Consider the following 23,431-nt stretch of genomic DNA (forward strand, 5'->3'; position numbering starts at 1 on the left):
GTTCGATCTATGACTGTGCGCGTGGTCGAGCGAGGACGGCTCGATGACCAGGAAATAGCCGGTGTGTTGGGGGTCGTTGAGGCGGCGACGGACGCCGACGGGGTTCGCCCGCTCAACGAGCACGTGATGCTGCACCTGCGCTACGGCGGTGACGAGCGGGCGCGCTCGCTGCTGCTCTACGCGGACGGCACGCTGGTCGGCTACGCGCACGTGGACCCCACGGACGAGGTCGAAGGGCCGAGCGGCGAGCTGGTCGTCCACCCGGCGTTCCGCCGCAAGGGGTACGGCAGGACGTTGCTGCGTGCCGTACTGGACGCCGCGGGTGGACGGCTGCGGCTGTGGGCCCACGGCGACCACACGGGTGCGGCCGCTCTGGCGGCCTCGCTGGGATTCGAGCGGGTGCGGTCGCTGTGGCAGATGCGCCGTTCCCTGTTCGCGCCGCTTGCCGCCTCGCCCATGCCCGGCGGGGTACGGCTGCGCACGTTCGTGCCGGGCGAGGACGAGGAGGCGTGGCTCAAGGTGAACGCCGCCGCCTTTTCGAACCATCCCGAGCAGGGGTCGTGGACGCTGGAGGACGTACGGCGACGCGAGTCCGAACCATGGTTCGATCCGTCAGGATTTTTCCTAGCTTTTCGCGATACGCGGCTGGTGGGCTTCCACTGGACCAAGATCCACGGGTCCTCCTCGGAGGAGCACGGCCACGAGCCGCTCGGCGAGGTCTACGTCGTGGGCGTCGACCCCTCCCAGCAGGGGACCGGCCTGGGCAAGGCGCTCACCCTCGCCGGCCTGCGCCACCTGCGCTCGCGCGGCCTCGCCCAGGCGATGCTCTACGTGGACGAGGCCAACACGGCGGCCATCAGGCTGTACGAGTCCCTCGGGTTCAACCGGTGGGACGTCGACGTGATGTACGCGGCTACTCGATGAGGGCGTGAAGACCGTAGTACGACAGCGCCGCCACCAGCGCGGCCGCGGGGATCGTGAGGATCCACGCGGTCACGATGTTGCCGGCTACCCCCCACCGCACGGCCGACAGCCGCTTGGTGGCGCCCACACCCATGATCGCGCTGGTGATCGTGTGCGTGGTGGAGATGGGGGCGCCGAAACCGATCGCCGCGACGTACAGAACCGTGGCGGCGGCGGACTCGGCCGCGAAACCCTGCGGCGGGTCGAGGGCGATGATCCTGCGGCCCAGCGTGCGCATGATGCGCCAGCCGCCGGCGTACGTCCCCAGAGAGATGGCGCCGGCCGCGGCCAGGATCACCCACTGCGGGATCGAGTCCGTCGGACCCGCGTACCCTCCGACCACCAGCGCCAGGAAGATAACACCCATGGTCTTCTGCGCGTCCTGCAGGCCGTGCCCGAGCGCCATCGCGGCCGCCGAGACGGTCTGCGCGTAACGGAAGCCCCTGTTGGTGCGTCCCGGTTGCGCGTTGCGGAAGATCCAGTAGATTGCGATCATGATCGCGGCGGCGAGGGAGAAGCCGACCAGGGGCGACAGGATCATCGGGATGACGACCTTGTCCACGACACCGCTCCAGTGCACCACGCTGGCCGAGGCGAGCGCCGCCCCGACCAGACCGCCGATCAGCGCGTGACTGGAGGAGGAAGGCAGCCCGAAGTACCAGGTGACGAGGTTCCAGGTGATCGCGCCGATCAGTCCTGCCCCCACCACCACCAGACCGTGAGTGCCCTCAGGCGCGTCGATGATGCCCTTGCCGACCGTCTGCGCGACCTGAGTGCCCAGGTGCGCGCCGATGAAGTTCATCGCGGCGGCCAGGAACAGCGCCGCGCGCGGGGTGAGCGCGCGGGTCGAGACCGAGGTCGCGATGGCGTTCGCCGCGTCGTGGAAGCCATTGGTGTAGTCGAAGACCAGTGACACGACCACCACGCCGATGACGAGGGCGAGCGTGAGGTCCACTTAGCTTTCCTTGACCGCGATCGACTCGACCGTGTTCGCCACATGCTCGAACGCGTCCGCCGCCTCCTCGAGGCGGTCGATGACCTCTTTCATCTTCATGACGGTGAGCGCGTCGTACTCACCGCTGAAGAGCTTGGCAAGCAGCTTCCTGTAGACCTGGTCACCCTGGTTCTCCAGGCGGTTGACCTCGATCCAGTACTCGTTGAGATTCTTCATCGAGCGCAGCCGCGGCATGGCCTCAGCCGTCAGCTCCGCCGCCCGCTCCAGCACCTCCACCTGACGGACGACGTCCTTCGGCAGGTGGTCGATCTTGTAAAGGACGATGAGGTCGGATGCCTCTTCCATGGCGTCCATCACATCGTCGAGGTTCGAGGCGAGGCGATAGATGTCCTCACGGTCGAAAGGCGTGATGAAGCTCTCATTCAGCCGGTTCATGATCGCATGAGTGCGTTCGTCACCGGCGTGCTCGCAGGCGCGCATCTTCTCGGCCAGCGCTTCCCTGTCCGAGCCGTCACTGATGATCTCCACCAGCAAGCGCGATGCCGTGACCAGGTTGTTCGCGGAGTCCGCGAACAGGTCGTAGTAGCTGTCCTCACGAGGCGTGAGACGCAGGCGCACGTCGTTCTCCAGATGTGCGGGGATGGTCCGCAGAGAAGGGTACGGGTTACCAGCGGAAATGCGAACTTCATGGTGCGCACACCCACTCTTCTCCTTCTCGCTACCCGCCGTATGATCTGCGACACCGGCTACGGGGGTAGTTTGGGGCCCATTTTCCCGGTGACCGCTTTGCCGTGGGTAGCGGGGTTTCGGGAGCTGAGACCGGGTCTGTGCCGCCACCGGTCAGCGACCCTGGGCGCGAGGGTAGATTTTCGGACGGCCGACCTGGGATTTCGGCTCACGAGCCCGGTGACGCCTCGAGACCCGGACCTCCGGCCCGGACGACACCTCCGCTCACCGCCACCGCGCCCGGCCGCCGCCCATCTCCGCGCCCGGCCGCCGCCCATCTCCGCGCCCGGCCGCCGCCCATCTCCGCGCCCGGCTGCCGCCCATCTCCGCGCCTCCAACCGGGGTGAGCGATCAGGCACCCATCGCCCGGACGACGGCCCCCTAAACGGGAACCCTCCGGCCCGGGGGCAACGACCGCACCCATCCTTGGCCCCCTTGGCCAACGCACGGCCTCAGACCCGAGGCCGCAGCCCTACAGACCGCACCATCCCCGCTCCCGGACGATCCCTCTCACGAGAACGACCGGCCCCACCCTCTGGACAACCGGCCCCACCGACCCATCGGCCCGGGCCACCGCCTCATCGACTGCGTCCCTCCGGACGGCCGGCCCCATCGGCCCCATCCTCCGGACGACTGATCCCATCAACCCCGTTCCCGGACGACCGGTCCCATCGGCCCCGTCCCCCCGGACGACCGGTCCCTTCTGCCTGGACGACCGGCCGCTGTCCCCCGGCATCCGGCCGGCCCTGCCCGCGCCGTACGGAGGGCCCTCCCCTGGACGGACAACCTCTGCCTCCTGGACGCCCGGCAGGCCCTGTTTCGGGAACGACCGAACTCACCCTGAACGGACGACCCCTCCCACAGGAAGCGTCTGGCCCCTGGAAATGCCGGGACCCATCCCTCGTGGAGGACGAATGTCCCTCGTGGAGGACGAATGTCACCTACTCCGCACCCGGGCACACGGCTGCTCCCGCACCGAGCCCACGGCAACCTACGGGACCGAACACACGCGCCAGGGGACGGCCACAGCCGACATTCTCCAAGAACGAGCCGTCGTCAGGATCGTCAGATCACGGTCCGGTGGAAGTTCCTGAACGACCGGGAAGGAGTCGGCCCACGCTGCCCCTGGTAGCGGGAGCCGTACTTCGCCGACCCATACGGATGCGCCGCCGGCGAACTCAACCGGAACATGCACAGCTGCCCGATCTTCATCCCCGGCCACAGCTTGATCGGCAACGTGGCCACATTGGACAGCTCCAACGTCACGTGCCCCGAGAAGCCGGGATCGATGAACCCCGCGGTCGAATGCGTCAGCAACCCCAGTCGGCCCAGCGAGCTCTTCCCCTCCAACCGGCTCGCGAGATCGTCGGGCAGCGTGATCACCTCATACGTGCTGGCCAGCACGAACTCCCCCGGGTGCAGGATGAACGGCTCATCGCCCTCAGGCTCCACCTGCCGGGTGAGATCAGGCTGCTCGACAGCGGGATCGATGTGCGGGTACCGGTGGTTCTCGAACACCCTGAAGTACCGGTCGAGCCGTACATCGATGCTGGACGGTTGGATCATCTCCTTGTCGAACGGGTCGAGCTTGACACGCCCGGACTCGATCTCGGCAAGGATGTCTCTGTCAGAAAGCAGCACGCTGAGCAACTTACCGTGTGCCACGGGAAACTCGGTTGGCTCGCGGGTGCTGATGTGCGCCTGGTTTCCGCTACAGTGGTGGGCGCGGCTCCAGCCGATGCGGGTGTAGTTCAATGGCAGAACATCAGCTTCCCAAGCTGACAGCGCGGGTTCGATTCCCGTCACCCGCTCCACACACGAAAGCCCAGGTCATCCGATGGATTCGGAACCTGGGCTTTGATCTTGTTCGGGGTTGTTGATCTCTCCGTGCCATCAGCGTGCCATTAGGGTCAGCGATCACCCTGCGGGAACGAGCACGCCAGGCGGGTCGTCTTCATCATCTTCGTCTTGATCGCGTGCCCGTGCTGTCGATCGCCTCGGTGATGACCTGGTCGGCACCTCTGACCGCGTGCTGATAGATCATCGCCACTCTGACGTTGCCGTGCCCCATCCTGGCCATCAGGTCCTTGAGGCCAGCACCGGAGCCCGCCGCGAACATGTTGCCCGTGTGTCGAAGGTCATGGACATGCAGGTTCGGCACCCCGATGGACCGTACGGCTTCCGCCCAGCCAGCCAGCCGATTGAAGCCACTCGGCCTCTAGGACCGCCCTTGATCCCCGCGAAGAGCAGGGCAGTCACGCCCGACATCGGTTCCTCGGCGAGGAGGAAGGCGTCAGCCGTACCGGCAAGGGTCTGATGTGGGCACTCGACCCTGTGGACGGAACGGCGAATTTCCTCCACGGCATCCCGCTCTGCGGCGTCTCCCTGGGCCTGGTCGACAAGGACCTGCCCGTCCTCGGAGTGATCGACCTGCCGTTCCTCGGCACCCGCTACACCGCCGCCGAAGGAGCAGGCGCCCAAGCCAACGGGACCGAGATCCGCACCAGCGACACCCGCGACCTGGACGCAGCCATCGTGTCCATCGGCGACTACGCCGTGGGCAACAACGCCCAAGAGCGAAACCGCCCTCGCCTCGCCCTCACCCACGAGTTCGCCGCCCGTGTCCAACGAGTCCGAATGTACGGCTCAGCCGCGGTCGATCTGGCGCGGGTCGCGCACGGCAAGGCAGACGCATGCATCATGCTCAGCAACAACCCGTGGGACACCGCCGCGGGTGTGCTCATCGCCCGTGAAGCCGGGGCCGCAGTCGTTGACATCGACGGGTCACTGCACTCGATGAGCGCCAGAGCGACGATCGCAACCGCACCGAAGCTCGTGGGTGATCTCGTCGAGCTCATCGCCGAGGCGCAAAGGACGCACGGAGGTATGGACACGCCCGGTAAGTCTCCCTACGAGTCGCCGGGAGTGGAGTAGTAGCCGGGGGCTGCTATGAGGATCGAATGGAAGTAGCGGCCGTCATCGTCGCCTGGGGAGTCTGGGACGAAAGGCCGCCAGAGCCCGACCACGAGATCGGGGGCGATCATGGACCCTCCACCATCTTCGATCTCCACGGGCGTCCGCTGCCTGAAAAGCTCGATGAGGTCGTCGGCTGCGGTGGTGAAGATGTCAACGCCGAGGCAGGTCACAACATCGTCGGCACCTGGTTCGGGGCGCCAGATCTCTACGGCCTCGACAAGCCCGCGCGTACTTGGAGCTGCTGAGATCGTCATCCCGGAAGCGAAGTGAGCGAATCCCCTGGTAGGAACCACCGAGTTGCCGGTGGAGAGAAAGCCCTGCATGCCGTAGAGGATCGACTCCGCTTCGTCGATCGGCATACCGATCCTGATCGGCCCAGCCGAATGCGGCGGCTAAAGCACCAAATGCATCTGATCTCTCCAACACAGGTCACACGGGCATTGGGCCAGATCTTGCCGAATTGTTCTTGTAGGTATCAAGGCGGCGGCTGCGCCGCCGCAGCCCGCGCGACCCTCCCCGCGCGAGCTAGCCGTGCCGAACCCAGATCAACCCCGAAGCGCCGCCCAGGAGGTGTGAGGACAGCACCGCCCTCACGATCCCCTGACTGTGGCAGGCCGCCGCTCCTGGCTGGGGGCGATCAAAGGTCCGGTGCTTCGTTCCTCAGCCCCGGCCCACCGAGCTGCCAGGCACCGCTCAGCGGCGGCCCTGTTCAGAACTTCTGTAATTGGTTTCGGAGCCGTTCGAGAAGAGCTGGCTGAGGAACATGCGCAGGTCGGGTGGCGTAGCCGGGGAATCCTCCCCAAGCATGGAACCGGCGCAAGTATTCGACAAGAGAAATGGATCCCGATACCGGTATGGGCCCAAGCGGCGGGTCGGGGTTGGCGGTCGGGAGATGGATGTGGTGATCTCCCCCACTAAAATTCGCCTTAGCCGCCCCATCCGGCGCGATACTGAAGAAGAAGCCGTTCACATGGAACTCGCACAGTTCATCCTCGTCGGGATCCGTGCAGGCGCACCCCAGGCTGACTTCTCCCACGCTCGAACTGAGCATGTCCCAGAGCATCCGGCCCGAGTGGAGGACCAGAGGGTCCGGATCAAGTTCCCAGGACTCGCATAGGGGTGCGCGGTAGCGGACGTAAGGCAGCATTGAGCCCCCATCCCCACACAGATCGACCCCACCCACGATCTCCAAGCAAGCGCGAAGCGCTACAGGGAGGGGGCCGATGATATCTTCAGCCTTCGCAATCGCTTCGAAATCATCTTCTGTGGGGGCTTGGCGGACCGCGTCAGGACAAGCGAACGCGTACCCAGCGGAAGAGAGCCGGTCGACCAGCACATCCACGTTGGCCGCCACCCGCCGCATGGTCTCGCGTGCGACGTCCTCGGCATCCTCCCGGAGACTCTCAGGCACGCCTGAAGACCCGAAGGCTCGTAACTCGTTCCACACCGTGACGTGATCGCCCGACCGATATCTGCTCGCCCACGATGTCACGGTCGATGATCCTAGATCACGTGGCAGCCATACATACTGGCTACTTCCAACTCATGATGAGGCGGGCGGCGTGGGCGCGGCGGGCCAAGCCGTGCCCGTTGCGTGCCAGAGCGGGCGGACAGTCGAGGTCGCTCCCGGATACTCACTATCACCCACCCTGGCCTATACCCCTGCTCGTGAGCGCATGATCGGCGTGCCATTAGCCCCGGCAACGAGGGGTCAACCACGGTCACTCAAGAACTCCCCAGCAACCTCGCTGACCAGGTAACCCGAGGTCCGCTTTCCGTGATCGCTGCAATTCCCAAGCTGACAGCGCGGGTTCGATTCCCGTCACCCGCTCTCAGTGTGATAGCCCAGGTCAGAAACGAAATCCGAGACCCGGGCTTTCTTGATCGCCTTGGTCCCAGATCTTGATGGAAGCGCTCCTCCTGAGCTAAGCCACGCGCTCGCTTACGAAGCCAACCCGTCAGCGGACCTGTGACGGCGCTCCCAGATGCCGGCCTTCCGGCCTTTCACCCATACGGGTGGCAACCACATGCACGGTTCCTCCTCTTCTCCGATGGTGCTTACCGCGATCACTGCCTCATCTTGCGGCGAGACCTCGAAGTAACCGTCGTAGAAGGGATCGGCGAAGTCGCGGCCGATCGACTCCGCGAGCCACGACGCGAAGGTGATGTCCTGAGGAAAGAGCGCATGATCCAGGCAGCACAGATTGGGGTCCCATCCCCACATCGCCCCCTCGGGATGGCGGCAATCCAGCAGCGACGCGATTGCGCACCCCCAGTCCAACAACTGGATCATGCCGGCCTGTCGTCCGTAAGACTCGGTACGAAAGCCCACAGCCGATTCAGTGATGTCCGCGAAGATGTCGCTTTTCCAGAAGTCATAGCCCCGTACACCGATGATGCCACCGCGCGGACCGAAACCTCCGTTTCCCACCTCCAGATACAACCGCCGCAGCAGCGAAGGAAGCGGGTAACCGATGGCCTCTTCAGCCTCAGCGACCGCCTCGGACGAGGCCACCGGTAGTACATCGGGCCCAGGGTCTGACCGTATCGCTTCGAAAACCTCATCATCGGTCATGATCTGCACTCCGCGTGCCGGACCGCTGGAGGAAGAAGTCGTCCACGTCCATAAGGCTGAATGCTGCCAGCTTCAACCGACAATGCCACACAGAGGCATCGACCGCGTGCCAGATCCGTGCCAGCACGAGCGGTGACCAGCGGTGCATCACGGGGACTCACGGTCACTCAACCGGCCTTGACCTGCACCCCCCGTCTTCTCAGCTCAGGACTGCAAGCTGCCGGGCGTCAGTCCGAGTGCGATGGTCGTAGGCTCCGCGCTCTGCCAGCCGCCTGACACCACCCGAGCCCTCCGCCCGCCCGCCGCCCGTGCGTGCGGCCTGGAGGCCGGTCCCGAACGGCGGAGGGACCCCAGGCCGCCCGCCGCACGCCTGCCCCGCCGCACAGGTAAAGCCCCTCACGATCGCCACGGCATGGTTGGCCGCCGTATCTGTTCAGGGGCGATCGAGTACGGCTCGCCGCCAGCGTGGTTTCGGTCTTCTTTCGAGCTGAGGCATGGATCCGCCGGGCACGGTGTCCGTTCCCGTGATCTGAAATGTTCAGGGCGGCGCGGTGTGCGCCGAGCGTCAAGCCGTGCCCGTCGCGTGCCCGTTCGGACGGCGATCAGCGGGGAGTCACGGGGGCTCACCATGAACGCCCGCGCCACCATCGCAGCCAGCCCGAAACTCGTCGCCGATCTCGTCGAGCTCATCACCGAAACTCAGCAGTGGTCCAGGCGTCACCGTGCCGGCGGCCCCTCCCCCACAGATGGCTCCCGCACAGCCCCTCGTCGGGAGGCTCTGTAGGGTGACGGAATGGCTGAGACGCAACGTCGACCCGTACCACGCAACGACTCAGGTGAGATTGACACCGCTCTGGCGTTCCTGACGTTCGCTCGGGAATCGGTTCTCAAGAAGACCCACGGGCTGGACGACGAGCAGCTACGACGCGTCCTGGTTGACACCGGCACCACCCTGCTTGGGCTGGTCCACCACCTGACCATGGCGGAACGCTACTGGTTCGGGTACCACCTGACCGGAGTCAAATCGGAGAAGGACTGGGACTTCGGCATGGATGCGGCCGGGCTCGACACCGCACAAGTCCTGGCCGACTATCACACGGCGATCCAAGCAAGCGATGCCGCGATTCGCGCCGCGGGTGACCCCTCGGCCCCAGTGGCGGAGCCCATCGACGGGGAGTTCCGGACGCTGCGCTGGGTCCTTGCCCACATGACAAGCGAAACCGCCCGCCACGCAGGCCACGCCGACATCCTCCGCGAGCAGATCGACGGCACCACCGGCCGATAGACGGCGCGCTGATCAAGGGCGTTCTCGCCCGGGCCCGGGCCGAGACGCCGAAACGGCGGATTGGCGAACAGGTGCAAAGCGGTCCAGACCTCTGATCGCCTCGGGCGGGGGCACTCCGGCTCCGGGATGAGCTCCGACCCGAGGTCAGGGGCCGTAGGCGGTCAAGGTGGAAGCCTGATCATCCCGTCCGCAACGTCCGGGCAGACGGGAAGATCAGGCAGGAGGAAGGGAAGGGGTACCGAGGGCGGACCGCGCGAGGCGGTCTTGAATGAGCCGCTGGCGGTGGGCAGGAATGCGGCAGGCATTCATTGCCCGTTGCAACAGATCAGAATCGAACCCGCGCGTACCCATGTAGTCGAGGAGCGGGTCATATCGATCAGCCCGGTCTCGCAGGAGCTCCGAACCCAATCGGAGTTCCAGCCGAACCACCGGCACGTGGTGAGAACCGCACGTGATCAGGACGTAATGCTGCCATGGCCCGCTGCCCGCACATTCCATGGCGTCGGAATCGACTTGTCGTTCGACTGTGCTGAGCTCCAGTTCAACCCCATTCACCTCGAACCTGGCGAAGTATTGCGAAGATTCGGGGAGCCATGAGGCGGTATATAGACAGGGGAACGATGAGAGTGCCGCGGCGAACGTGTCTACGTCTTCTCTACTGGCGAGCAAGACGTCGATGTCCCCAACAGGGAGTGGTACGCCTTGCAGAAGTGCGGCGCTTGTACCGCACACGCGATACGCCGTGTCGGCGCCCGCAGCTCCCAGCGCATCGAGCGCCATGTCTAATGTCGTCGTTATATCCGTCAGGTTCAGTGATCTTTTCCCGTCGCCCATGTAGATCAACGTATCAATCATGCAAGTGCGCGCGTCAGGCGTCCGAGACGGCCACGCTCGTGTTCTCGGTGGGACGAAGGTCATGAACATGCGGACCTGGAAGACCGATCGCCGTACGGCCTCCGTCCACCCAGCGAGCTTGCTGAACCCGCTCCGCCGCATCGGACCGCCCTTGACCCCGGTCGCTCTCGGGCGCCGGCTGCTCGGGCCGCGCGCAAGGGCGCGAGCGCACCAGACCGGCTGATTCCACATGCTCGACCCACTGATGCATCACGGAGTGCGCGGACGGCGATGTCCGATCTCACGAAACCGGGTGGAGTCTCGCTGAAGTCGGCCGGCATCGGACTCGAGCGCGAACCCTGCCAAGGGCGATACTTACGTGGATGAGCAAAGGGGAATCGAAGCGGAACGCCGTCATCATCCCTGGAGGGATGTACGGACCCCAGGCAGGATTACTCGCCTACGTCAGCGAAGCGGCCGCCCGCCGTGACGCCATTATCGAACTGATCTCATGGACGCCGCCGAGAGACCGCCTCCTGGAGAGGGGGCCGTCCTGGGTCTACGAACAAGTGTCGCCCGTCGTGGAGAGGCTGGGGACACCGCTGCTGATCGGCAAGTCGCTCGGCTCCTTCGGCGCCGCTGTGGCTGCGGACCGGGGCTTGGCGGGTATCTGGTTGACGCCGCTGCTCACGACTCCCGCTTGCGTGGATGCGTTGCGCCGGGCCACGGAACCATTCCTGCTCGTCGGCGGCACGGCGGACGAGTTCTGGGATGGCGCGACAGCGCGGGAGTTGACGTCGCACGTGTTGGAGATCAATGGCGCCGATCACGGGATGAAGTTGCCGGGGCCGCTCCACAAGTCCGCCGAGGTCCTCGGCCAGGTGACGACGGCCGTCGAAGCCTTCCTCGACAACATCGTCTGGCATTGACGCGCGTTCCACAAACACAGAGCCCGTGAACGGCCTGCGCGCCACACAACGGCGAACAGGATGAGGCTTCTGTTCCTCCCAAGGTGACGACGCAGGTTCGATTCACGTCAGGCCTCAGGGTTCAGAAAGTGCTGAAGGGGTTTCATTCGCGGTCTTCAGCACGGCCGAATCATACTGCGGAGCAGGCCATATCTGAAGGTAATGGTCATGTACCGAGTAACGCTCTTCGTCCATTCCTCGGACGTGATACCGCAAGCGGTATGTTCCGGGACCGGAAAGCAGCGGAGAAAGGCTGTGCGCCTTTTCCTCGTCCCAGTCCATGAGCCATCCGATCAGGACGACCTCACCCGACGGGGAATCGAAACTGATCTCCGCGATGTCCTCATAGCCGTCAAGGTCAGCACCCGGATCACGGTCGGCGGCAGTCACCGTGAAGGGAACCATCCCCCACTGCAGCGCGACATTCAGGATGGCGACGCCTCTCCCTTCCACTTTGATGAGCCCGGCCGATTGAGTCGGTGGGTCATCCGACCTGTCGGCGGCGTCATAGTCCCCCCGATCCAGGAGATATACCCGACCGGTGTCCTCCACCTCCACATCCATCCGCTTGGTGCGCATGACAGAAGACTCATCTCCGCTCATGGATGGGAACCATAGAGTCCGTCACCGACAATTCCGGCCTTGGGCCAGCGCACCAGGACTGCGCAAGGAATCACCGGCACTTACGGTCAATCGACCGGCATATGCCCAGGTCATCGCTTTCCTCGCTCAGGCGCATGATGCCGACAGTTCGGATCCGATTCCCGTCACCCGCTCCGACAACGAGGGCCTGGATCCGGGAGAGATTCCAGTCTGGGCATCTTTCACGCGATTGACGTCCTACGGGGACCAAGATCCCGGCCGAGCCGGCCATCGCCCTCATGGATCCCGCTGATGTGCCGGTCGATGGCGTCCGTGAGCGTCTGATCGGCACCTCGTACAGCGGAAAGAACTCGTCGTCGCCGGGCGGTTGTTCCGCCCGTGAGGAACCCTTGAGTCATTCCTCCTGTCGCAGGTTCCACAGGTGGAGGGTGGTCTGGTCCTTGGAGACCGTGTACCAGGCGCCCTGCCCCGCCGATCGGGGAGATCCCGAGACTGGGAAGGGGTAGGCGATCCGGCCGCGCAGGGCCATCGTGCGTGGGTCGACCAGCCAGTGGCGGGGGACCTCCGCGTGGTACTCGGTGCCGACCACGGCGGTGTCGTCGTACGGGAACGCCGCCTCGTAGTCCCAGCGAACGCGGTCGTCGTCCTCGTTCGAGGGAGGGGGCACGGCTTCCTCGGCGTCCAGGCTCCGCAGTTCCATGCCGTCCGCCGCCCGGTGCAGGTAGAGGGACCACTGTCCCGGATCCGTTGTCAGGAAGTGCTCCCCGGACGGGCTCACGGCAAGGAATACCTCCTCGACGAACCGCTGGACAGTGAGCTTCGCGCCATCCCAGTGTCCCCACAGCACAGGTGAGTCCTCCTCACCCTCGCCGACAGTCAGTCCCATGTACGCCGGGTTCGGGTGGGGGAAGTGGGTGGAGCCCGATCCCACGGTCATCGTCTCGGCCCGGGTCAGCACCGTGCCGTCGGCGGGGTCGAGGATCAGCCATTCCTCCTTGGTGTCGCGCCCCGCGCGGTTGCGGATGTGGGCCCAGAGGAGCCGGCCGTCCGAGGAGAAGGCCGCCGAGCCGCTGTCCGCGTGGCCGTGGTAGTAGTCGTCGGCGTACTCGGAGAACGAGGCATGATCCTTGGTACATACGGCGGCGGACCAACAGCCGTGCCGGATCTCCCACCGCACGGCGCCGGTCGAATCCACGGCTCGCAGCGCGTGCACGCCGGCGAACACGGCGAGATCACCCGTGGGAGAGACCGCCACCGAGCCGTACCGGCGGGGCCAGGGCGCGGGGAAGCGAACCTCCGTCTCACCCCCGTCCAGGTCGCGAACGGCCAGCTCGGTGTCCCTGCGCTGCACCAGCAGCCTGCGCCCGGGCCAGTGCAGCACCTGCGGGGCGTCCGCCGCGGGGTCGAGCGGAGCGGCGGCCAAGAGACGGGCGGCGAACTGGGCGAAACCCTCGTGGATAGCGTCATTCTGCATAAGGCTGGCATCCTTGCACACATGTCGGATCGGCAGCCGACCCCGAATTGAAGGGGTCGAACCCCAGTGGGCAGGCGGTGCCGGTGGACCGCCGACCACGACCTTCAGGAGTGATCACCTGTCTTCTGCCTCATGAGGTCGTTCCGTACCTGCCGAAGGCGGGAGCCGCCGAAGCCCTCCGGCCATCCGGGCATCGTCCGCCTCGAACATCTCCTGTGCCCGTCGGGCAAGATGGCGGTCCATGAACAACGGTGCTGATCCGTTCGCCGGACTGGACGAGGTTCGCTGGAGCCGTATGCGTCACGCCTACGGGTCCGCGGTCGACGTGCCGGACCTGCTGCGTGGCCTGGTGCATCCCGATCCCGCCGAGCGCGAGACCGCACTCGACGGCATGTACGCGGCCGTGCATCACCAGGGTGACGTCTATCCATGCACGGTGGCGGTGATCCCGTTTCTGCTGCGCATCGCCGAGCGTTCGGAACTGCCCGGCCGTCCGGAGGTCGTGCGGCTGCTGGCCGACATCGGCTCCGCCGAGGATCCCGAAGGGCTGTCGGGGCCGTACCGGAAGGCCAACCAGGCGGTCGCGGCCGCGTACCCGCTGTGGGAGCGGTTGCTGGAGGACGCGGACCCGCGGGTGCGGGAGGCGGCGGCCGAGGTGCTGCCCGCCTGCGTGGATCGGGGTCAGGCGGCGCTCGCGTGCCTGACCGGCCGGCTGACGCAGGAGGGTGACACGGCCGTGCGGACCACGATCGTCCGCACGGTGGGCACATTGGCGCGGCGCGCGGAACATCCTGACTCGGCGCTCCGTGACCGGCTGGTCGGCATCGTCGCCGTGGATCCGGACCCGCGGCTGCGGCTGGTGGCCCTGGCCGAGCTCGCCTCGTTGCCCGGTGCGGCGGACGTTGCGCCGGTGGCCGAGGTCGGCGACGCGCTGGAGATGGTCGCCGCCGTCTACCGCTCGGGCACCCCCGTCGCCCCGCCCGCCGGGTTCGAGACCGATACCCTCACCGGGGCCGTGCGCCGGCTGCGCGAGCAGCAGGACGAGGGGCGACGCGCACCTCAGGCCGCCGAGCTGGTGAGCAGCCTGAGCTTGTCCTTCAGCGACCGAGTGGACGACCGCGTACGCCTGCTGGCGGCCCTGCTTCGTTCACCGGACTGGGAGTGCCGCCTGGACGCCCTGTGGCCCGCGGGCCGGCTCATCGAGGGCTGGCGGGGCGATTACGGGGAGCTCGTCAAGCTGATCGCCGGCCAGGTGCACGACGGGCATGCACGTACGCGCCCGCGCGCCGTCAGCGTGCTGAGGCCTCTGGGCGCGGTGGCCGCTCCAGCCGCCGACGCGCTGGCCAAGGCGTTGACGGACGCTCCCGTACGTTCCCTGCCGCACACGAGGGCCGACGAGAGGGAGCTGCCATGGGTCATCGAATGGCCCGGCGACCTGCCGACCGTGGGCCCGGCGTTGGAAGCGCTCAGCGGCACGGGGGACGCGCGGGCCCTGCCGATGCTGGCCTGGGTACTCGACCGTGAGCCGATGCCACGCCACATCGGCTCGCTCGTGATCGGATTCGGACCGCGCGCGGCACCGCTGGTGCCCCTGCTGCGCCGCCGCCTGCGCGATCTGTGCTCCGACAACCCGCACGACCATCGCCGTGACGGCATGGCCTTCGCACTCGCCGCGATCGGCCCAGCCGCCGCCCCGGCTCTGCCCGACCTGCTCGCAGGGCCGCTCACCCCTGGCGTGCTCCGTGCGCTCGTGGCGCTCGCCCCCGAAGCGCCCGAATGCCTGCCGGTTCTGTGCGAGGCCGCCGCCGGCCAGGACCGGCAACTGGCGGTGCCGGCGGCGAAGGCGCTGTGGCAGGTCAGCGGGGACGCCGACATCGCACTCTCGGTTGCCGGCCGGTGCCTCGACAACGACAGCGAATACGCCTGGCAGGACGGGACGGAGCTGCTCGCCGCGCTGGGCCCGGCCGCCAAGCCGCACCTCGCTCGGCTGCGCCGCCTGGCCCGGCGCAAGGACCCTTACCGCTGGCTGCCACTGTCGGCCGCCCGCGCGCTGTGGCGGGCGACCGGCGACCCGGCACCGGTGCTGCCGGCGCTGGAGCAGGCATGGACGGTGAACGTGCACACCCGGCGCCAGGTCGCGTCGCTCTGGGCCGAGATCGGACCGGCCGCGGCGGACGCCCGCCGACTGCTGTCCGCCGAGCTGGGCCGGGCGCGCCGACACAACGTGAGCGAGGACGTGTACAGCAGCGCGGGGCTGGGCGAGGACGAGGAACTGCTCCGCCTCTGCCGGACGGCCCTCGCGGCCGTGGACGGGACGGCCGCCGCCAGGCACCCCGACGGTAAGAGCACCAGGGACGACTTCGACCGGCGCGCCCGATCCGCCGGCGACAAGAACGAGCACCGCAGCCAGGGCGACGAAGGCGAATAGCCGCCGCGGTTGCCGAAAGACTCGAGAAGCTCGCCGGAGCCCCCGGTTCGCCGTGGCGGCCGTCACCTGCCGGCGAGCGACGCAACACCGGGCCCACGTATGGCGGGTGTCCGGTTGTTGTCCGCACGTGCTGTCCACGGGTGGTGGACACCGTACCGGCCCTCCGAAAGTGATCTCGCACTGTTCGTCACGAAGGGAGCAGACGATGAGGACGGCTGGCGCGCTGATTGTGAGCGGGTTCCTGGCAATGGGGATGGCGGCCTTGCCGAGTGCGGCCGCGACCAAGCAGGCACTCACCGGAAAGGTGATCAACACGGCGGGGCTCGCCTCGTTCGAGGCAACCGTCATCGGTGGGACCGCGGATGGAGAGGAGTACAGAATCGACTTCAACAAGCGCCCCGTGAGGTGGTACGCGTACGGGTCGCCGATCTATCCGGTGTGCTGGCTGGAGGGTCCCAAGGTCACCGGCCCGTACGGTTCGACCACCGCCTGGATCTCCGTGGGCGGCGGATACGCCTCCAGCGGTGACGGCACGCAAACGGTGCTGACCGACGCGTGGGTCAACACCGGCGACGACATCCGCAAGCAGATCAAGAAGTGCGCGAACTCCAGAGGGTGACGGGCGCGCGGAAGTCGCCGGTGCCGGCCCGGCCGGCTTGATCTGTCGCATGCGCGGCGCACCGGAGCGAAAGTCCCGCCATGGCCGGGCCCCGAGGGCCTTGGTGACTTTCGTTCCGGTGCTCTCGCCGCACGAGACGACACTCGCCCGCGTCGGGGCAGCAGAGACCACAGCCGAAAGCCTGGCCGCGCGACAGCACCGGCACTGGCGGGGAGGGACGCGCGGTCGCCGTACTCGCACCGTCCGGGAAGCGACGACCCGCTGACGGACGGAGCCTATTCACCGCTCCAACGGCACGTGGCTCGGGCCGCGGACGCGGTCACGGTGTAGGTGTCGTGGGCTTGACGGGGTTGGTTGGCCAGGATGAGGGTCAGGCGTCCCGGTCCGGGGACCGGCCAGCTGCCCAGGGTGACCCAGGCGCCGCGATGGGCCCGCTGGTCGACGGTGACCGGTCCTGCCAGGTGCGGGAGGGTGGTGTCGTCGTCGTCGAGGTAGTAGAAGGCGGTGCCGGCTGAACGCCGGTCGTCGGCGATGAACGCCTCGATGGTGCACCTGGCTTCAGGCCGGGTGTCGAAGTACCAGAACACGCCCTGGGTGGCATGCCCCGGTTCGGAGGCCACCTGCAGGAACAGCGACGTGCCTGTGCAGCCGTCCTGCCTCCAGCCTCCGCCGGCCCGTCTCCAGCCGGGGTCGGCGTAGGACCATTCCGCCTGGCAGCCGAGACCGTGCACCGCGCTCCAGGTGTTCTCGCCGACGGGCGTGGCACGGCTTGGCGTGGAAGCCGTGGCCGGGGCGGTCGTCCGGGGGGACGCGGCCTCAGGTGTGACGGGCGACGACCCTGTCCCGGTGGGCACGGAGCCGGCGCCCGCGTCTGTACCGCCAAGAGCCGACATCCCGGCCGTGACGAGCACCACGACCGCTGCCACGACCACCAGTGTGGCCATCCATCGAGTGGAGGGCGCGCGCGACAGGAGCTTGTGGCCAGGGCCGGCCGCATGATGCCGGGCAGGGCTCTCCCGGGCTGAGGCGGACTGTTCATCGGTGCTGTCGCGCTCGTCGGCAGCCTGCTCGACAGGGTTCTCCGGCTGCACCGTCGGTGTGGTTCTGGTGGCTGCGAGGGCCTGGGCACGGCGCTCCAGCCAGGGTTGGGCGTCGTCGACGCCGAGAGCGTGAACCAGCGCTCGCAGCACTCCTTCCGACGGCAGACGATGTCCCTGCAACGCCTGGCCGATGACCGACTTCGAGTACGGTGCCTGGGCGCGCCTGGTCCTGTCCGCCAACTCCCGCACCGACGGCGCCCCCTGCCGCTGATGCAGCGCCCGTAACTGTGCGATGAAGACGGCCACGGGGTCCTCACCAGGTCCTGGCCGTCGTCCACGTCCATCCTCGAAGATCGGGTCATCGAGATCTGACACTCGCCTACGTCCTCGTTCCCTCGCTGGTCAGCTTCTGTCCGGACGTGGCGGGTGTCCGGTCGTTGCCCGCATGCGCTGTCCACGGGTGGTGGACACGGCACCGGCCTTCCGAAAGTGGTCTCACACCATCTCGTTCCGACAGCAGTCATGCAGTGAGATCATTTCAGCGCATCGCCGCCCGTGCCATCGCAGCAGCGACCCTCGCCCCCCGCTCGCCTTGACCGGCTCGCCCGCCGTCGCCGAACCTGCCGACTCGCCCGCCGTCGCCGAACCTGCCGGCTCGCCCGCCGTCGCGATCCTGCCGAGGAGACGCTCCCGCTCCCTCTGAGCGGCGAGCTCGTGGGCGCGGTTGAGGCCAGGCGGCCAGACGGCCGCCCAGCCGCCCAGCCGCCCAGCCGCCCAGCCGCAGCGTGTCACTCGCCGGCGGGCCCTCCGATCTCCAGCAGCCGCCCCTCGGACAGCTCCAGCCAGCGCTCCACCTTGATCTCCGCGAGGAACCGCTCGTCGTGGCTGACCACCACGAACGCCCCCTCATACGCGCTGAGCGCGCTCTCCAGTTGCCCCACGCTGACCAGGTCGAGGTTGTTGGTGGGCTCGTCAAGCAGCAGGAGCTGGGGCGCCGGCTCGGCGCACAGCACGCACGCCAGGGTGGCGCGCAGCCGTTCGCCGCCCGACAACACGCCTACCGGCAGGTGCGCACGCGCGCCGCGAAACAGGAAGCGGGCGAGCATGTTCATCCGCTCCGCTTCCGGCATGCTGGGGGCGAACACGGCCAGGTTCTCCGCCACGGTGCGCTCGACGTCGAGCAGGTCCAGCCGCTGTGACAGGTAGGCCACCCGGCCGTCGGCCCGCCCTGCCCGCCCGCCGTCGGGCTCCAGCTCGCCGCTGATCAGGCGCAGCAAAGTGGACTTGCCCGCGCCATTGGGACCGGTCAGCGCGATGCGCTCGGGCCCGCGGACGGTCAGGTCGATGCCCGGCTCGGCGAACAGGCCGCGTGCCTGCAGGCGTTCGCCGTGGAAGACGGTACGCCCCGCGGGCACGTTGGTCCCTCGCAGCTCCAGCGCGAGCTTGAGGTCGTCGCGCAGCGCCCGCCCGGCCTCGTCGAGCCTGGTCTTGGCGTCGCTGACGCGGGCGGCGTGCATCTGGCCCGCCCGCCCGGCGGACTCCTGGGCGCCCCGTTTCATGTTCCCCGCGAAGATGCGCGGCAGGCCGGCGTTCTTGAGGTTGCGGGCGGCGTTGCCGGCCCGGCGCTCGGCGCGCTCGCGGGCCTGCTGCATCTCCCGCTTCTCGCGCTTGAGCTCCTGCTCGGCGCTGCGCACGTTGCGTTCGGCGGCCTCCTGCTCGGTGCGCACGGCTTCCTCGTACGCGGTGAAGTCGCCGCCGTAGAAGCGGACCTCGCCCCGGCCGAGCTCGGCGATGCGGTCCATACGGTCGAGCAGGGCCCGGTCGTGACTGACCACGAGCAGGCAGCCGTTCCAGTCGCCGAGCACGTCGTAGAGTTTGCGGCGCGCGCCGAGGTCGAGGTTGTTCGTCGGCTCGTCGAGCAGCAGGACGTCGGGCCGCTTGAGGAGCTGGGCGGCCAGGCCGAGCGACACGACCTGGCCGCCGCTCAGCGTGCCCAGCGTGCGGTCGAACGTGAGGTCGCCCAGCCCGAGCCGGTCGAGCTGGGCACGGGTGCGCTCCTCGATGTCCCAGTCGTTGCCGATCGTGGTGAAGTGCTCCTCGCCGGCGTCGCCCGATTCGATGGCGTCCAGCGCGGCGATCACCGGGGCGATGCCGAGGACCTCGGCCACGGTCAGGTCGCCGGTAAGGGGCAGGCTCTGCGGCAGGTAGCCGAGCACGCCGTCGACGGACACGCTGCCGCCGCGGGGCGCGTGTTCGCCGGCGATCAGCTTGAGCAGCGTGCTCTTGCCCACACCGTTCGGGGCGACGAGGCCGGTACGGCCGCCGCCCACGGTGAAGGACAGGTCGCTGAAGACGGGCGTGTCGTCAGGCCAGGAGAAGGACAGGTGGGAGCAGATGATGAACGCATCGGACATGCGAGAGACCTCGTACGAGAACGCGGGCGTGCCGAAGCCGCCCGGAAAAGGGGACAGGGGTTCGGGGAACGACGACCAATGGCCACGTCGGCGGCGCCATGTGCGCCTGCCGGGGCCGGTCAACCTCCGGTATCACCCGGAGATGTCGTCGTCACCTGCCACGTCTGGTCTCCTAGCTTCCGATCTCGAGCGTCTTTCACCATAGCAGCCGCCGGGATCAGCGTGCGCCGGCCACCTGGGCCTCCTTCTTGCGCGCCCGGTATGCAGCCGCCTTGATCTTGTTGCCGCACGACTCCATGCCGCACCACTCCCGGCGCCCGCCCCGCGACCGATCGATGAAGATCTTGGTGCACTCGGGGTTGGCACACTCCTTCATCAGCGGGACCTCCGGCCCGCTGAGCAGTTCGATGGCGTGCCGAGCCACGGTGGACAGCGCCTGCGCGGGGGTCGCCTCGACCCACCGCCCTTCGGCCGTGAGCTGGGGCGCCGCCGGGGGCTTGCGCGCGGTCTCGTTCACCAGGGCGAGCGCCTCGTCGTCGTATCTCTCACCGGCGAGCCTGGCGGTGACCAGCGCGTAGACGGCCTCCCGTATCGCCACAGCCTGGGCCAGATCCACTTCCTGGCAGGGGGAGACGGCGTCGACGATGCCGGACTCCAGGTACCAGGCGTCGAGCCGGCCGGGGACGTCGAGCGTCTCGACACGCTCCGTACGGCGCGCGCGGAGCGTGCAGGCAAGGTCGAGCGCGGGGTCGCCGCACAGAAACACGTGCTTCACGTCACCAGCTTGACAGGTGACTTCGAGCCGCGCAATCGGAAGCCGGTTCTGTCAGCCGTCACCGTATGCGTCCTGGCGGAGGAACAGGTTCAGGTGCCGTTCCGCCCACAGCTCGTCGTCCAGGTGGCGGTCTCGCCATTCCTCCGGCGGGTCGGCCAGCCAGTCGTGACCGAAGATCGCGTACGAGTGATCCGCCCGTACGCGCTCCACCTCGTAGTGGCCCAGATACTCCATCAACCGCCGCCACCACCGGCCGTTCGCGACGACCAGGTACGAGGCCGCCAAGCCGGGTTCGTGCAGCCAGCCCCGCATCATCCGCGCCTGGAAGACGTCCGTGACGGGCGACGGCATGGCCTCGAAGTCCGGGAAGATCAGATGCCGAGCGACAGCGATGTGCGCCCCGGGAGGCACCGCCATCCGCCGGCTCACGTCGCGCCAGATCTCCCCCACCACGGGGTCGGCCTCCCGCTCTTCCCGCTCCGGCGCCGGCAGGGTCAGCCAGCTCATGAAGGCGCGCAGGCGGTTGCTCGTGCGACACCGGAGCAGGGTGAAGGCCTCTGGCTGACGGCCCAGCCAGAACCGGACGGACGCGGCCGTGACCTCGCCGTGGGTCTCGCGTGCCATGGTGACGAGTTCGTCGTGGTCAGCAGGGGTCGCCCCGGACGACCGCATATCCTCCTCGTCCACCCGTGAGACCTCGTCCACCCGTGAGACGTACCGGCGCACGGGCCCGCCGCGCCGGCGCAGATGGCTGATCGTCCGCATGACCGCCACGCATGCGTGCGGGTCCCGGGCGTCGCGCAGGAACCGGCCCATGGCGTAATGGCGGATCCGCAGGTGCATCCGCTCGTAGCCGACGGGGTCCCGCCACCGGAGGTCGTGGTCGAGGGCCTCGCGCAGCACACCGTTGATCTCCAAACCGTGGGCGGCGGCTTCGACATACGGCTGCGCTCGGAGCCAGTCGAACAGTTCCGCCGCCTGGCCTTCCGGCACCACCGCCCTGAGGAGGTCCTCGGTGGTGTGGCGGGCAAGCGCGCACACGTGCAGCGCCGACCGGTGCACTTCTGTCGGCACGCTGCCGGCCAGGAGTGCGAGCACGTTGTCGACCACGTACCGCACGGCGTCACGGCGCGACGGCATTCCCGTGGCCGACATACTCCTGCTGACCTCTGCGGCGAGCGACAGGGCGAAAGGGTTGCCTGCGGCGAAGTCCACGATGGACCTCTGGAGGCCGGGGTCGACGCCGCGGGCCTCTACCAGCGCGGCAGACTCTGCGACGGTGAGGGCTTCGAGGTGCCGGATCACGATCGTCCCGGCCCAGGCCGGGTCGGTGAGCCAGGCGGCGCTCGGCCCGGTCCGGCCCGCCACCACGATGATCGCGTCATCGGGCAGCTGCCGGAGGTATTCGTCGCGCAGCCACGGTTCGGCTTCTTCCAGCTCCTCGAAGGAGTCGATGAGGAGAACCCCGCCGGAGACACCCGAGAGCTCCTGCGCGAATCGTTCGAGGTGTTCGCGTGCTTGCGTGGTCGCCGAGCCGTGGAGGTGGCATACCCGCCGGCCTGCGGCAGCGGCGTCGTCCGCGAACCTGCGCAACAGCGTCGACTTGCCGATGCCGGCGGGTCCGCGGACGAAGAGAAGACCTGGACGTTCCCCACGACTCCTCTTCAGCAGGTCCTGGAAGGCGGCACGTTCCGTACCCCTGCCGACGAACTGCCGATCGGGAGACCGCTCCGGCTTCGTGCCCGCCGGCTCGGGCGAGGCAGGCGGCTCCTCTGGGGAGTGGACGGCGGGCAGCTCGGCCCATGGAGCGGAGGCGAACTCGTCGTCGTGGTCCGCGTCGGCCCGGAGGATCCTGTCGTGGATCTCCCGCAGCCGCGGTCCAGGACTTGCGCCCAGCTCCTTGCCCAGCAGGTCATAGACCGTTCTGTAGACCTCGAGCGCCTGTGCCCGCCTGCCGCTGCGGTACAGGCCGAGCAGGTAGATCTCATACAACGGCTCTTCGAGCCGGTTCTGCTCGATGAGCAGCGGGACCTCGGCCACCACCTCGGCGTGCTCCCCCAGCTCGAGGCGGAGTCGCAGCAGTTCCTGGGTGACTGTCAGCTTCAGCCGTTCCAACCGGAACCGCTCGCGTTCGACGGCCTCGCCCGGGACCCCGGCCATCGCCGTGCCCGTCCAGAGGTCGAGCGCCTGCTCCAGGCGCTTCGCGGCCGCCGCGATGTGCCCGCTCGCGCGCTCTTCCCTGGCGGTCTCGACCAGGTTGGCGAACTCGGTGGCGTCCAACGCGAACAGCGACGGGTCCAGCATGTAGCCTCCGGCCTGCGAGCTGATCGCCGTGCCCAGTCCGTGCTCGGACAGCAGTCGCCGGATGCGGGAGATGTAGGTCCGGATGACGGCTTCGCCAGTGGCCGGCGCCTGCTCGCCCCATAGGCCGTCGACCAGCTCACCGATCCGTACGAAGCAGCCGCTGTTGGCCAGCAGCAGCATCAGGACGGCCTGTTGCTGCGGCGCGCCGAGACCCAGCCGCGTGTCACCGCAATCGAGGCCGGGCGGTCCGAGAACGGTGAACCTGCACGCATTCGGCTCTCCAGTCACGATCGGGACGCTTCCTTCGCGAGAATGCACGGCGGCCGGCCTGTCGCACGGCCCCGCGGTAGTACGTCGCAGAAGGTAGGTTCGCCCGGATCGCCTTCGCGACCGTCACGTGACGCCGTACGTGTACGTCGTTCGCGGCCCGTGCCCCGGGGACGGAAAGATTACGGACCGCTGACGAGCTCGACAGCGCGGCGATGGGCCCGA

The 23,431-nt window shown here is 67.9% G+C and carries 20 protein-coding genes and 1 tRNA gene; 7 read left to right on the forward strand and 14 right to left on the reverse strand.

Annotated features, from left to right (window positions below; genetic code table 11):
- Window positions 1–9 precede the first annotated feature (9 nt).
- The gene (gene mshD, locus ACFSKW_RS04535) at window positions 10–924 is read left to right on the forward strand and encodes a mycothiol synthase (protein ID WP_379569428.1); all 915 of its coding nucleotides are present in this window, start codon (window positions 10–12) and stop codon (window positions 922–924) included.
- On the opposite strand, the gene ACFSKW_RS04540 is transcribed toward mshD, so the two are convergent.
- The 3 genes from ACFSKW_RS04540 to dcd all read right to left on the reverse strand — a co-directional run bounded on the left by ACFSKW_RS04540 (window position 914) and on the right by dcd (window position 4,285).
- Window positions 914–1,918 carry an inorganic phosphate transporter gene (locus ACFSKW_RS04540; RefSeq protein ID WP_379569430.1) on the reverse strand — a complete coding sequence of 335 codons (1,005 nt, stop codon included), beginning with the start codon at window positions 1,916–1,918 and terminating at the stop codon, window positions 914–916. The genes mshD and ACFSKW_RS04540 overlap by 11 nt on opposite strands.
- Window positions 1,919–2,536, reverse strand: a complete 618-nt coding sequence (locus ACFSKW_RS04545) for a DUF47 domain-containing protein (RefSeq protein ID WP_354914137.1) — start codon at window positions 2,534–2,536, stop codon at window positions 1,919–1,921.
- Between the two features lie 1,173 nt (window positions 2,537–3,709).
- Window positions 3,710–4,285 carry a dCTP deaminase gene (gene dcd, locus ACFSKW_RS04550; RefSeq protein ID WP_379569432.1) on the reverse strand — a complete coding sequence of 192 codons (576 nt, stop codon included), beginning with the start codon at window positions 4,283–4,285 and terminating at the stop codon, window positions 3,710–3,712.
- A gap of 99 nt (window positions 4,286–4,384) precedes the next feature.
- Here dcd and ACFSKW_RS04555 point away from each other — a divergent pair.
- Window positions 4,385–4,458 (forward strand) — tRNA-Gly (locus ACFSKW_RS04555).
- A 143-nt stretch (window positions 4,459–4,601) separates the two neighbouring features.
- On the opposite strand, the gene ACFSKW_RS04560 is transcribed toward ACFSKW_RS04555, so the two are convergent.
- Window positions 4,602–4,805, reverse strand: a complete 204-nt coding sequence (locus tag ACFSKW_RS04560; RefSeq protein ID WP_379569434.1) for a site-specific integrase — start codon at window positions 4,803–4,805, stop codon at window positions 4,602–4,604.
- Between the two features lie 155 nt (window positions 4,806–4,960).
- Here ACFSKW_RS04560 and ACFSKW_RS04565 point away from each other — a divergent pair, with 155 nt between their 5' ends.
- Entirely contained in the window at window positions 4,961–5,578 is a 618-nt protein-coding gene (locus ACFSKW_RS04565) for an inositol monophosphatase family protein (protein ID WP_379569436.1), read from the forward strand.
- Here ACFSKW_RS04565 and ACFSKW_RS04570 read toward each other — a convergent pair.
- From ACFSKW_RS04570 to ACFSKW_RS04580, 3 genes are all read right to left on the reverse strand, one after another.
- The gene (locus tag ACFSKW_RS04570) at window positions 5,554–5,979 is read right to left on the reverse strand and encodes a hypothetical protein (protein WP_379569438.1); all 426 of its coding nucleotides are present in this window, start codon (window positions 5,977–5,979) and stop codon (window positions 5,554–5,556) included. The two genes, ACFSKW_RS04565 and ACFSKW_RS04570, sit on opposite strands and share 25 nt — an antisense overlap.
- 350 nt (window positions 5,980–6,329) lie before the next feature.
- The gene (locus ACFSKW_RS04575; protein WP_379569440.1) at window positions 6,330–6,974 is read right to left on the reverse strand and encodes a hypothetical protein; all 645 of its coding nucleotides are present in this window, start codon (window positions 6,972–6,974) and stop codon (window positions 6,330–6,332) included.
- A gap of 588 nt (window positions 6,975–7,562) precedes the next feature.
- On the reverse strand, window positions 7,563–8,195 hold the full coding sequence (locus tag ACFSKW_RS04580) for an SMI1/KNR4 family protein (RefSeq protein WP_379569442.1): 633 nt from the start codon (window positions 8,193–8,195) through the stop codon (window positions 7,563–7,565).
- Window positions 8,196–8,988: 793 nt separating this feature from the next.
- Between ACFSKW_RS04580 and ACFSKW_RS04585 the strand changes: the two genes are divergently transcribed.
- Window positions 8,989–9,480: a DinB family protein gene (locus tag ACFSKW_RS04585; RefSeq protein ID WP_379569444.1), complete on the forward strand. Its 492-nt coding sequence runs from the start codon at window positions 8,989–8,991 to the stop codon at window positions 9,478–9,480.
- A 213-nt stretch (window positions 9,481–9,693) separates the two neighbouring features.
- On the opposite strand, the gene ACFSKW_RS04590 is transcribed toward ACFSKW_RS04585, so the two are convergent.
- The gene (locus ACFSKW_RS04590) at window positions 9,694–10,323 is read right to left on the reverse strand and encodes a hypothetical protein (RefSeq protein WP_379569446.1); all 630 of its coding nucleotides are present in this window, start codon (window positions 10,321–10,323) and stop codon (window positions 9,694–9,696) included.
- Between the two features lie 374 nt (window positions 10,324–10,697).
- On the opposite strand from ACFSKW_RS04590, the gene ACFSKW_RS04595 reads away from it, so the two are divergent.
- Window positions 10,698–11,243, forward strand: a complete 546-nt coding sequence (locus tag ACFSKW_RS04595; RefSeq protein ID WP_379569448.1) for a hypothetical protein — start codon at window positions 10,698–10,700, stop codon at window positions 11,241–11,243.
- A gap of 114 nt (window positions 11,244–11,357) precedes the next feature.
- Here ACFSKW_RS04595 and ACFSKW_RS04600 read toward each other — a convergent pair whose 3' ends face one another.
- Together ACFSKW_RS04600 and ACFSKW_RS04605 are read right to left on the reverse strand one after the other, a co-directional pair.
- Window positions 11,358–11,885 (reverse strand): hypothetical protein, encoded by a 528-nt coding sequence (locus ACFSKW_RS04600; RefSeq protein WP_379569450.1) that lies wholly within the window; start codon window positions 11,883–11,885, stop codon window positions 11,358–11,360.
- A 394-nt stretch (window positions 11,886–12,279) separates the two neighbouring features.
- Window positions 12,280–13,359 (reverse strand): hypothetical protein, encoded by a 1,080-nt coding sequence (locus tag ACFSKW_RS04605; RefSeq protein WP_379569452.1) that lies wholly within the window; start codon window positions 13,357–13,359, stop codon window positions 12,280–12,282.
- A gap of 241 nt (window positions 13,360–13,600) precedes the next feature.
- Here ACFSKW_RS04605 and ACFSKW_RS04610 point away from each other — a divergent pair, with 241 nt between their 5' ends.
- The gene (locus ACFSKW_RS04610; RefSeq protein WP_379569453.1) at window positions 13,601–15,787 is read left to right on the forward strand and encodes a hypothetical protein; all 2,187 of its coding nucleotides are present in this window, start codon (window positions 13,601–13,603) and stop codon (window positions 15,785–15,787) included.
- A 205-nt stretch (window positions 15,788–15,992) separates the two neighbouring features.
- On the forward strand, window positions 15,993–16,406 hold the full coding sequence (locus tag ACFSKW_RS04615) for a hypothetical protein (protein WP_379569455.1): 414 nt from the start codon (window positions 15,993–15,995) through the stop codon (window positions 16,404–16,406).
- Between the two features lie 275 nt (window positions 16,407–16,681).
- Here ACFSKW_RS04615 and ACFSKW_RS04620 read toward each other — a convergent pair whose 3' ends face one another.
- The 4 genes from ACFSKW_RS04620 to ACFSKW_RS04635 form a co-directional block, all read right to left on the reverse strand.
- Window positions 16,682–17,752, reverse strand: coding sequence for a helix-turn-helix domain-containing protein (locus ACFSKW_RS04620; RefSeq protein ID WP_379569457.1), 1,071 nt, complete (start codon window positions 17,750–17,752; stop codon window positions 16,682–16,684).
- Window positions 17,753–18,234: 482 nt separating this feature from the next.
- On the reverse strand, window positions 18,235–19,860 hold the full coding sequence (locus ACFSKW_RS04625) for an ABC-F family ATP-binding cassette domain-containing protein (RefSeq protein ID WP_379569459.1): 1,626 nt from the start codon (window positions 19,858–19,860) through the stop codon (window positions 18,235–18,237).
- 217 nt (window positions 19,861–20,077) lie between these two features.
- The gene (locus tag ACFSKW_RS04630; RefSeq protein WP_379569461.1) at window positions 20,078–20,635 is read right to left on the reverse strand and encodes a CGNR zinc finger domain-containing protein; all 558 of its coding nucleotides are present in this window, start codon (window positions 20,633–20,635) and stop codon (window positions 20,078–20,080) included.
- A 51-nt stretch (window positions 20,636–20,686) separates the two neighbouring features.
- Window positions 20,687–23,227, reverse strand: coding sequence for a BTAD domain-containing putative transcriptional regulator (locus ACFSKW_RS04635; protein ID WP_379569463.1), 2,541 nt, complete (start codon window positions 23,225–23,227; stop codon window positions 20,687–20,689).
- Window positions 23,228–23,431: the final 204 nt, after the last annotated feature.

The organism is Nonomuraea mangrovi (genome assembly GCF_042681425.1).
Taxonomy (GTDB): domain Bacteria; phylum Actinomycetota; class Actinomycetes; order Streptosporangiales; family Streptosporangiaceae; genus Nonomuraea; species Nonomuraea mangrovi.

What these genes read in the sequence shown, in the direction of transcription:
- mshD (WP_379569428.1), top strand. Translation starts at nt 10, where the DNA reads ATGACTGTGCGCGTGGTCGAGCGAGGACGGCTCGATGACCAGGAAATA.
- ACFSKW_RS04565 (WP_379569436.1), top strand. Translation starts at nt 4,961, where the DNA reads ATGTGGGCACTCGACCCTGTGGACGGAACGGCGAATTTCCTCCACGGC.
- ACFSKW_RS04570 (WP_379569438.1), bottom strand. Translation starts at nt 5,979, where the DNA reads ATGCCGATCGACGAAGCGGAGTCGATCCTCTACGGCATGCAGGGCTTT.
- ACFSKW_RS04580 (WP_379569442.1), bottom strand. Translation starts at nt 8,195, where the DNA reads ATGACCGATGATGAGGTTTTCGAAGCGATACGGTCAGACCCTGGGCCC.
- ACFSKW_RS04585 (WP_379569444.1), top strand. Translation starts at nt 8,989, where the DNA reads ATGGCTGAGACGCAACGTCGACCCGTACCACGCAACGACTCAGGTGAG.
- ACFSKW_RS04595 (WP_379569448.1), top strand. Translation starts at nt 10,698, where the DNA reads ATGAGCAAAGGGGAATCGAAGCGGAACGCCGTCATCATCCCTGGAGGG.
- ACFSKW_RS04600 (WP_379569450.1), bottom strand. Translation starts at nt 11,885, where the DNA reads ATGAGCGGAGATGAGTCTTCTGTCATGCGCACCAAGCGGATGGATGTG.
- ACFSKW_RS04605 (WP_379569452.1), bottom strand. Translation starts at nt 13,359, where the DNA reads ATGCAGAATGACGCTATCCACGAGGGTTTCGCCCAGTTCGCCGCCCGT.
- ACFSKW_RS04610 (WP_379569453.1), top strand. Translation starts at nt 13,601, where the DNA reads ATGAACAACGGTGCTGATCCGTTCGCCGGACTGGACGAGGTTCGCTGG.
- ACFSKW_RS04615 (WP_379569455.1), top strand. Translation starts at nt 15,993, where the DNA reads ATGAGGACGGCTGGCGCGCTGATTGTGAGCGGGTTCCTGGCAATGGGG.
- ACFSKW_RS04625 (WP_379569459.1), bottom strand. Translation starts at nt 19,860, where the DNA reads ATGTCCGATGCGTTCATCATCTGCTCCCACCTGTCCTTCTCCTGGCCT.